1 protein-coding gene is annotated in these 1,115 nt (G+C 41.3%); it reads right to left on the reverse strand.

Annotated elements, in window-relative coordinates; genetic code table 11:
- Window positions 1-241: 241 nt before the first annotated feature.
- Window positions 242-1,115, reverse strand: an 874-nt coding sequence (locus tag QW71_RS36090; protein WP_235441658.1) for a transglutaminase family protein, incomplete at its 5' end; no start/stop codon positions are given.

Consider the following 1,115-nt stretch of genomic DNA (forward strand, 5'->3'; position numbering starts at 1 on the left):
CGTTGTCAGCGCCGCTTACCGCGTCACCAGCAACTCTTATAATATATCACGTTCATTCGAGTAATGCAAGTTTTATTTTGAAATCACTTATTCAAGTCATTTCTCATTAAGTTTGCCACTCCAACAACGCTTACTTATAATACCCTATCTCTCTACTAAAAAGCAACCCTTTCCTAAATAAAAATAACCCGCTTAGTAATTAAGCGGGTTATCCTCAATGAAACTATGAATGCATCTGCTCTTAGTAGAACTTAGCTGCAGTATATTTACTTGCTACTTTAACCAGCTCTGCTTTTTTGCTGTTCTTGGCAAGTCCAGCATCAACTGTTGTATCAATAGTTACCCATTTGCCATTAAGGAACACTTCATTCCAAGCGTGGTAAGACGTCACATAACTTGTGTTACCCATAACCAGTTTGGTAGGAATGCCTTCACTGCGAAGCATAGTAGCGAACAAGGAAGCGTAATCGTAGCAGATCCCTTTCTTGGTAGCAAGGGTACTGTCGTTGTTAGGGATATAGTCTGTAGTTACACTGGAAGCCAGGGAATAATCATACTTCACATTGGCTACGATATAATTATAGATAGCCTTCACTTTGTCTTCATCTGATGTCAAACCTTGTGTAAGCTGCGCTGCTTTCAGAACTGCTTTATCGGAAGAACTCCATTTAACATTCTGTACGGAGCTCAGATATACGGCGTTGGCGTTGCTCAGGCTAAGATCTACTGTCTCGGAAGAAATTACTTTGTATTTGTTGCCGGTAGTGTTCTCAAGTACGGAAACCTTGTATGAACCGTTACCTTGTTGAAGCGGGAATGTTTCAGTTGGTTTGGAAGTGTATAAGTTGTAGGTGTAGCTGTTATTGTCTTTGGTGATCATCAGCTTAATCTTCTTATCCTTAGGAACATTATAAGAAACTCCGATAACACCCTGATCCAATTGACCTATGTTCAACCAGCCTGCATCTGCATTAGCAGCTTGAGCTGTACCTGTCTGCACCGACGTAACCACTACGAATAGTGTAACCAACATTAAATAGAACTTCTTCATTGGATAAAACCCCTTTCGGTAGCTGGCTGCCATCCTTACGGGAAGGCCCTTTAGCTTTGCGTCC

Source organism: Paenibacillus sp. IHB B 3415 (assembly GCF_000802655.2).
GTDB classification, from domain to species: domain Bacteria; phylum Bacillota; class Bacilli; order Paenibacillales; family Paenibacillaceae; genus Paenibacillus_AQ; species Paenibacillus_AQ phytohabitans.